8 protein-coding genes and 1 pseudogene are annotated in these 7,850 nt (G+C 64.0%); 4 read left to right on the top strand and 5 right to left on the bottom strand.

Annotated elements, in window-relative coordinates; all coding sequences use genetic code 11:
- Positions 1 to 183 precede the first annotated feature (183 nt).
- Both AAFX91_RS36570 and AAFX91_RS36565 read right to left on the bottom strand, forming a co-directional pair.
- Positions 184 to 801 (bottom strand): TetR/AcrR family transcriptional regulator, encoded by a 618-nt coding sequence (locus tag AAFX91_RS36570; protein WP_394569752.1) that lies wholly within the window; start codon positions 799 to 801, stop codon positions 184 to 186.
- A gap of 60 nt (positions 802 to 861) precedes the next feature.
- Positions 862 to 1,398, bottom strand: coding sequence for a PaaI family thioesterase (locus tag AAFX91_RS36565; RefSeq protein WP_130582770.1), 537 nt, complete (start codon positions 1,396 to 1,398; stop codon positions 862 to 864).
- A gap of 215 nt (positions 1,399 to 1,613) precedes the next feature.
- Between AAFX91_RS36565 and AAFX91_RS36560 the strand changes: the two are divergent.
- The 4 genes and pseudogenes from AAFX91_RS36560 to AAFX91_RS36545 all read left to right on the top strand — a co-directional run.
- Positions 1,614 to 2,066: pseudogene (locus AAFX91_RS36560) on the top strand (enoyl-CoA hydratase-related protein); the annotation flags it as partial.
- Complete coding sequence (locus tag AAFX91_RS36555; protein ID WP_130582768.1) at positions 2,067 to 2,273, top strand: hypothetical protein; 207 nt, start codon at positions 2,067 to 2,069, stop codon at positions 2,271 to 2,273.
- 25 nt (positions 2,274 to 2,298) lie between these two features.
- Positions 2,299 to 3,495, top strand: a complete 1,197-nt coding sequence (locus tag AAFX91_RS36550; protein WP_282531832.1) for an acetyl-CoA C-acyltransferase — start codon at positions 2,299 to 2,301, stop codon at positions 3,493 to 3,495.
- A 175-nt stretch (positions 3,496 to 3,670) separates the two neighbouring features.
- Positions 3,671 to 4,927 (top strand): MFS transporter, encoded by a 1,257-nt coding sequence (locus tag AAFX91_RS36545; RefSeq protein WP_394569751.1) that lies wholly within the window; start codon positions 3,671 to 3,673, stop codon positions 4,925 to 4,927.
- A gap of 20 nt (positions 4,928 to 4,947) precedes the next feature.
- On the opposite strand, the gene AAFX91_RS36540 is transcribed toward AAFX91_RS36545, so the two are convergent.
- The 3 genes from AAFX91_RS36540 to AAFX91_RS36530 form a co-directional block, all read right to left on the bottom strand.
- Positions 4,948 to 6,288: a carbohydrate porin gene (locus AAFX91_RS36540; protein ID WP_394569750.1), complete on the bottom strand. Its 1,341-nt coding sequence runs from the start codon at positions 6,286 to 6,288 to the stop codon at positions 4,948 to 4,950.
- 19 nt (positions 6,289 to 6,307) lie between these two features.
- Positions 6,308 to 7,327, bottom strand: coding sequence for a transporter (locus tag AAFX91_RS36535; RefSeq protein ID WP_394569749.1), 1,020 nt, complete (start codon positions 7,325 to 7,327; stop codon positions 6,308 to 6,310).
- A gap of 134 nt (positions 7,328 to 7,461) precedes the next feature.
- A partial coding sequence (locus AAFX91_RS36530; RefSeq protein WP_394569748.1) for an acetoacetate decarboxylase family protein occupies positions 7,462 to 7,850 on the bottom strand: 389 nt, incomplete at its 5' end.

Raw genomic sequence — 7,850 nt, 5'->3', positions numbered from 1 at the left:
CTCGTTTGAGATTTCGACAACCTCATTCTGGCACAACTGATGCCGTAGGGGGCCGTCCACCCCATCAACCACAGGGAAGTGTTGTGGTGCGAGCAAGCAGTTATAGCCTCGCACCTCATCAAGTCCTGTGGTTATGGGTCCCGGGTCAAGCCCGGGACGACCCAGGTGGGCGCAGTGGGGGCTTCAATGCGCTTTGGCGCGCGGCTTCTTGGCCACAGGCTTCACCGACGCACGAGGCAATACGGCTTCGCGGCCGGCGGCGAGGATCTCGTCGGAGAACTCGCCATTGCCGGCGATGCGGGACATCACGACGGTTCCCATCATGGTCGCGAGCGCTGCCATCGCCTGCTTGCGTGCGGCCTTCGGCGGCACGTCCAGAATCTGGTCGGCCACCATATCGATCATCCGCTCCAGCTTGGCGGCGAACGCCTTGCGCGTCTTCGGGCTTTCGCGGGCGATCTCGGCGCCGAGAGACGGAACCGCGCAGCCGCGGCCGGGATCGTCGCGGTGCGTCGTCGTCAGATAGGAATCGACGATGGTCGCCAGCCGCTTCTCCGGCGGCGTCTCCTCAACGATCTTGCGCCAGCGCTCGTTGGCGCGGTCCATGGCGTAGCCGAACGCCTCGATCACCAGCGCCTCGCGGGAATCGAAATGGGCGTAGAAGCCGCCATGGGTCAGTCCGACCTCCTTCATCAGGTCGGCGACGCCGATGCCATGGGCGCCGCGCTCGCGCAGCCTGACCGAGGCCTGTTTCACGATCCGCTCGTGGGTCTCCGCCTTGTGTTCTTTCGAATAACGCATGGGGGTCTCATTGGATGTTTCCGGTCATATAATAGCATCAAGACGTAAAGAAAGCTGTAGCTATTTCAAATTCGCGCCACCGATCATGGCGAAGGTCGCGGTAGAGTGCACTGCAAGATTGCCGGCGCCGTCGCGGACGAAACCTTCGGTGTAGCTGTTTTGGCGGCCGAGCTTGATGACCTTGCCCTCGGCGCGGATCGTGCCTGAACGCACCGAGAGCGGTCGCAGATATGTGAGCTTCAGGTCGAGCGTAACAGAGGTCTGGCCAGCGGGGAGCATGGTCGAGATCGCGCAGCCCATGGCAGTATCGAGCAACGCCGCGGCGGTCGCGCCGTGCAGGAGACCGATCGTGTTCTCGAGGCTCTCCTCGGGATCAAGTTCCATCACGATCCGGCTGGGCTCGACGACCGCCATCCGGAAACCGATCAGCTTGGCGAACGGCGGCGGCGGCAGGACACCGTCGCGAATCCCGCACATCGCTTCCATGCCCGACATCGCGGCAGCGACCTTCGCGGTCGGTCCAGGCGCCTGCCAATTCACCACTCGCTCGCGGCGGGACGCTGGCGAGAGCAGATCGGCAGTATCGGCGAAGGTCATGGCAACTCCTTTTGAATGACGTTAGATGATATTCATCATTCTATTGCACGCACTACTGCATCGCAACACCGGTTGCGCGACGGCTTGACAAGCGCCACGATTGTCCGGGAAGTGGCTGGATGTTCCCCTGCCCCGAGATGATCCCATGGAAATGCTCAATCCCCATTGCGGCGTCGACCGCGATTCCCGCGGCGTGGTCCGCCTCACCGTCTGCAATGCCGGGCTGGTGTCTCGGCGGCGGGCTGGAAGTGGCCGCGGCCTGCGATTTCCGGATCGCAGCGCATGACGCGAGGTTCGGCATGCCCGAGGTGCGCGTCGGCATCCCCTCGGTGATCCATGCGGCGCTGTTGCCGCGACTGATCGGCTGGAGCCGCGCGCGTTGGCTGGTGATGACCGCCGAGAACATCGACGCACCGACCGCGCTCGCCTGGGGCCTCGTCGACAAGGTCGCAAAACAAGGCGAGCTTGACGCCGAGATCGAACACACCGTGGCGGCGCTGCTCGAATGCGGCCCCGAGGCGCTGCGCATCCAGAAGGACTTGCTGCGGCAATGGGAAGAACTGCCGCTGACGGAGTCGGTCAATTTGAGCGTGGGCGTGTTCGGGAAATCCTTCTTGACCGGCGAACCGCAGCGGCTGATGCAGGGGTTCCTGGGGCGGAAGCGCTAGTTGTCAGGCCCCGCGAAGGCGGGGCATCCAGTAACCACCGAACGTCGTTTTGTGGTTACTGGATCATCCGCCGGAGCCTGTCATCGGGCGGCGCTTCGCGCCGACCCGGTGGCGGATGATGACGGCGGTGCGGATGAAGCACGACAATTTCTCATGCGGGCGGGCGTTGCAATTTTTGCGGCGCATCATATGATCATCATCATGTGACCAAGAATCCTCCAGGGAGCCCGCCATGGCCAATGCCTTCGATCCCGTCGTCATCCTTTCCGCCGCCCGCACACCGCTTGGCCGTTTCATGGGCGAATTGTCGCCGTTCAGCGCGCACAAGCTCGGTTCCCATGTGATCGGTGCGGCGCTGGAGCGGGCAAAGCTCTCGCCTGAGCGCGTCGACGAAGTGTTCATGGGCAACGTGCTGCCGGCCGGCCAGGGCCAGGCGCCGGCCCGCCAGGCCGCGCGCGGCGCCAAACTGCCCGATGCGACCGGCGCCACCACCGTCAACAAGGTCTGCGGCTCCGGCATGAAGGCAACCATGCTCGGCCACGACATCATCAAGGCCGGCTCGGCCGAGATCGTGGTGTCCGGCGGCATGGAGAGCATGAGCAACGCGCCGTATCTGCTTGCCAAGGCGCGCGGCGGCTATCGCGCCGGCCATGACCGCATCATCGACCACATGATGATGGACGGACTTGAGGACGCCTACGAGACCGGACGCTCGATGGGCGATTTCGGCGAGGCGACCGCGGAGGCCTATCAGTTCACGCGCAAGGACCAGGACACTTACGCGATGGAGACGCTGACGCGGGCGCGTAACGCGGTCGAGGGCGGCGCCTTCAAGGCCGAGATCGTGCCGATCACGATCACGGAGAAAGCGGGCCCGCGCGTGATCGCCAATGACGAGCATCCGCTCAAGGTCGACCCTGCCAAAATTCCCGGATTAAAGCCGGCATTCCGCCCCAACGGCACCATCACGCCGGCCGCCTCCTCCGCCAATGCCGACGGCGCCGCGGCGCTGATCCTCGCCAAGCGTTCGCTGGCCGATCGCGACGGCCTGCCGGTGCTGGCCGAGATCAAGGGCCACGCCACCCACAGCCAGGAGCCGCAATGGTTCACCACGGCGCCGATCCCGGCGATCCGCAAGCTGCTCGACAAGGTCGGCTGGAGCGCCGGCGACGTCGATCTGTTCGAGATCAATGAGGCCTTCGCAGTGGTGGCGATGGCGGCGCAGCGCGACCTCGGAATTCCCCGCGAAAAACTCAACATCAATGGCGGCGCTTGCGCGCTCGGCCATCCGATCGGCGCCACCGGCGCGCGACTGATCGTGACGCTGCTGCATGCTCTGGAAGCGCAGAACCTGAAGCGCGGCGTCGCCGCGCTCTGCATCGGCGGCGGCGAAGCCACCGCGATCGCGGTCGAGCGCGCCTCGCACTAGACAGAGCGTTTTCGAGCGAAGTGGATACCGGTTCGCGTCAAGAAAACGCGTCAAAACAAGAATCTGGCCGGATGTCCTAAAATGAGGGAAGTATGACATTTACGTCATACACCCCTTGCGGCAGTATGTGCCTAACAAGCTAGCCTTCCATCCAGGTAGAATTTTCTGAGGCCCGATGATCTCGAACTGGCTGGCGGCCACCCTCACCCGCCGCAATATCCATTACGGCTGGGTGATGGTCGGCGTCACCTTCCTCACCGCGCTGATCGCCGCAGGCACGGTCGGCGCGCCCGGCGTCTTCATCGTGCCGCTGCAGAAGGAGTTCGGATGGAGCACGGCGGAGATCTCCTCCGCGCTCTCGATCCGTTTCATCCTGTTCGGGTTGATGGCGCCATTCGCGGCTGCGCTGATGAATCGTTACGGATTGCGCAATGTGACCTTGGCGGCCCAGCTCATAGTGGTCTCTGGCCTGCTTGCCTCGCTCGCGATGACACAGGTCTGGCAGTTGGTGCTGCTGTGGGGTGTCGTGATCGGGATCGGCACCGGCATGACGGCGCTCGTATTGGGCGCGACGATCGCTGCGCGCTGGTTCGTCGCGCAGCGCGGCCTCGTCATCGGCATCATGACTGCGAGCGTCGCGACCGGCCAACTCGTCTTTCTGCCCCTGCTCGCGAGCCTCACTGAGCGCTTCGGCTGGCGGATTGCGCTGTCGCTGGTGTGCGTCGTGCTCGGCCTGTCCGCCTTCCTGGTGCTGCTCGTCATGCGCGACCGCCCGAGCGACGTCGGCCTCCGCCCGTTCGGCGACACCGGCAAGGAGCCGCTCCCCGCGCCGCCGCCAAGCAATGCACCGATCATGGCGGCGGCGCTTGGCACGCTGCGCGACGCCTCGAAGTCCCCGGTATTCTGGATCCTGTTCGCGACCTTCTTCATTTGCGGCGCCTCCACCAATGGCCTGGTCCAGGTGCACCTGATCCCGATGTGCCTTGATTTCGGCATTCCCCAGGTGCAGGCCGCGAGCCTGCTTGCCGCGATGGGCATTTTCGATTTCTTCGGCACCATCATCTCGGGCTGGCTGTCGGACCGCTACGACAACCGCTGGCTGTTGTTCTGGTATTACGGCTTGCGCGGGCTGTCGCTCATCTTCCTGCCGTTCACGGACTTCTCGTTCTACGGTCTGTCGCTGTTTGCGATGTTCTACGGGCTCGACTGGATCGCCACCGTGCCGCCAACCGTGCGCCTGACCGCGCAGAGTTTTGGTGCCGAGCGCGCCAATCTCGTATTCGGCTGGATCTTTGCCGGACATCAACTGGGCGCCGGTGCCGCCGCCTTTGGCGCCGGCCTGTCACGGACGGTGTACGAAAGCTACCTGCCCGCCTTCTTCATTGCCGGAGCACTCTGCCTCGTTGCAGCGTCGATCGCGCTGGCGAAGTGACGTCGTCACTTATCACTCCGCTAATACACGATGGTCGTGCGCACGCCGACCATCACGCCATCCTTGATGCGATGCGTCTGCGTGGGATCGTAGGGGTCGACCGCGCCGCCACCGGGATGCGCGATATATTGAAACACCGGCTGCAGCAGGAAGCCGGGCCTGACCTCATGCTGATAGGTGACTTCGAGGATCGCCTCGTAGTCGCGGATCGGGTATGGCGTGCCGGTGAAGAACTGGGTGTCGCGGTCGAAGGCACGGGCGCGGTCGGATATCCTGGCGTAGGTTGCCGCGATGCCGAACCTGTCGTTCGGATGGGCATCGCTGAAACCGGTGAACAGGAAGCCGCCGTCGACATAGGTGCTGATCAGATTGCGATCGGACGGACTCACCGAGGCCCGCATGAAGAATGCGACGCCCTTGTCCGAACCGGGTGCGGCGCGCGCCAATTGCTGCTCATAGACCATGAACAATCCCTGGTTCCGGCGCCACCATGCCGGATCGCCGGAGCTGTTGGGATCGGCGAGCGACAGGCCGTCGGCCGAGAAGCGCTGATCGGGAAACGACATCATGTGATACCAGCCGCCGCCGGTGATCGTCGCCGGCAGCCGGCTCTCGCCGATCTCGAATTTGTATTTGAGCTGTCCGATCCACCAGGGCGGATCGTTGACGCGGAACAGAAGACCGTTGGCATTGGCGATCTGCGAGTCGTCCGCGTCCGGCGGCGCCGCGCTGCCGTCGAACAGTGCGAGATAGGCCGTGATCCGGTCCGAGAGCGCCGCCTTGATGCGGATGCCGGGGACGGCAAGCGGCGGTGACGGGCCGCCGCCCGGCAAATTGATGCCGGTGATGCCCGGCCAGCCCAACGCGGAGTTGATGAAAATGTCGTCGTATTGGCTATCGATGAATTCGACGTCCGAAGCCTGCTGCCCGACGCGGACGGCAAGCTTGCCGCCGAGCGGTTGCTGCTCAATCCAGAGTTCGTAGAGGCGCGTGGAGGATAACGCCTCGACGCCCGAGACCAGCATCAGATTGCCGATATAGCTGCGCGACAGGCCGTCGCCATGGATCTGGAACATGTTGGCGTGGAAGGTGGCGCCGGTCCAGCCCATCACCTTTTCAAGGTCAATGGTGGTGCCAAGGTCGAGACGCCCGGTATAGATCGCGCCGGTACGCATGCCGCCGGAGACGTTGGCGAGCCCCTCGCCGATATAGGTCAGGCTGAACTGGTAGCCGGCATCCGCCAGCCTGTCGCGCAGGTCCTTGTTGCCGCCGTCGGGCTGATCTGCCGCGCGGGCGGCTGCGAGGGCAACGGCGGTGATCGCCGCGAATACCGTGACCGCGCGGATGAGCACTCGGTACATGCAATGATACCGCAGCCCGTTATTTGACGATGCCCAGGCGACGCATGATCAGGTAGGCAAGGCCGGAGGCGCCGATCAACAGCACCGCGGCCCACAGGAAGCCGCTGTCGACGTCGGTGAGCGGCAGCCCCTTGGTGTTCATGCCGAAGATGCCGGTGACCAGCGTCGGCGGCAGCAACATCATGGTCACGACCGACAGCGCGTGCAGATGCCGGTTGCTCTCCTCCTCCAGCTTGAAGCGAAGCTCCTCCTCGAGCAGCCGGCTGCGTTCGCGCAGCTCGGTGATATCGTCGTCGAGGCCATCGAGCCGCTGTGCGAGCTTTGCGGCATGCAGGCGTAGCGCCGGGCTGAGATTGTCGGGGCTCTTCTGCTCGAGCCGGTGGAACAGGACGCGCAAGCCGGCAAGCTGACGGTGCAGCCTCAGGCAGGTCCGCCGCAAACGGCCGAGCCCGGCGCGCATCTCCGACTTGGTCTCGCCGGACAGCACCCGCTCCTCGATTTCGTCGATCTCGGTGCCGATCTTGTCGGCCATCCGGTCCATGGTGTCGGCGACCTCGTCGATGATCTTCTCAAGCAGCGCCGCCACCGTCGCGACACGATGGCCGCCCTCGAGCACGCGGCGCGTGGCATCCACTGCGCACAGCGCCTGATGGCGGCCGCTGATCAGGAGACGCTCGGTCATCGCGAAGCGAAGGAAGCCGGTTTCCTCGGTCGGGGAATCGATCTCGCGGATGAGATCGGAGAACACGCCGTAGACGCAGTTGTCGATGACGTGAAGCTGCTGGAAATTGTCGTGCGACAATAGCAGATCGCGCGCGAGCGCGGGCATCTGCAGGCCGGCAAGCCATTGCCGCGTGCGACCATCCGCCAGATTGAAATGCAGCCAGAGCCTGCCATCATGGCTGAACTCGATCGGCGCATCGATGGCTAAGGATTCAGCGTTGCCGTCGCTATGCAGACGGAATGCCCACACCAGACCTGGGATCACCGGGGTGGCGTCCGCGGGCACGCTGACGATTTTCGCTGGTTCAGCCGACATGACCAGCCCGAAGCTCAACGCGATGCATCGCTAACCCCTGCTGCAGCCAGCACAAGACCCGTGCGGAGCATCCACCCCGCACGTACGTCAGCACGCGATACAATTACGATTTTGTTACAGTTTGATGTCGCAGCCTACTCCGCGGCGAGACCGGTCGCGGCAACCTGCTCGGCTTCCTTGTTGTAATCGTGCACGACGCGACCGAACGGCAGCGTCAGATCGGCGAGGAAATGATGCGCGCCGACCACGCGGCGCACCGGAAAATCCGCAACCGGCGCATTGACATGCGGCACCAGATGCAGCCGGCCGGGGCCGATCCATGAGCCCTTGACGTTGATGTCGGTCAGGTTGATCGCAACGAGCTGGCAGACTTCGAGACGGCCGTCGACGCCCGGGATCATCTTCAGATTAATTTGCGTCTTCGACAGCGTCGCGCGGGTGATGTCGTGAAATGGACCCGCGGAGCGGGACCGCTTGAACCGGTTTGTTAGTTGGAAACTGACCGCTCCTGATCCCTTTCTAT

The organism is Bradyrhizobium sp. 31Argb (assembly GCF_043638955.1).
In the GTDB taxonomy this organism is placed as follows: domain Bacteria; phylum Pseudomonadota; class Alphaproteobacteria; order Rhizobiales; family Xanthobacteraceae; genus Bradyrhizobium.
The sequence above is the reverse complement of the archived record's forward strand: the minus strand, read 5'-3'. Positions and strand labels throughout refer to the sequence as shown.

Coding starts and splice junctions, on each gene's coding strand:
- AAFX91_RS36570 (WP_394569752.1), bottom strand. CDS start 801: ATGCGTTATTCGAAAGAACACAAGGCGGAGACCCACGAGCGGATCGTG.
- AAFX91_RS36565 (WP_130582770.1), bottom strand. CDS start 1,398: ATGACCTTCGCCGATACTGCCGATCTGCTCTCGCCAGCGTCCCGCCGC.
- AAFX91_RS36550 (WP_282531832.1), top strand. CDS start 2,299: ATGGCCAATGCCTTCGATCCCGTCGTCATCCTTTCCGCCGCCCGCACA.
- AAFX91_RS36545 (WP_394569751.1), top strand. CDS start 3,671: ATGATCTCGAACTGGCTGGCGGCCACCCTCACCCGCCGCAATATCCAT.
- AAFX91_RS36540 (WP_394569750.1), bottom strand. CDS start 6,288: ATGTACCGAGTGCTCATCCGCGCGGTCACGGTATTCGCGGCGATCACC.
- AAFX91_RS36535 (WP_394569749.1), bottom strand. CDS start 7,327: ATGTCGGCTGAACCAGCGAAAATCGTCAGCGTGCCCGCGGACGCCACC.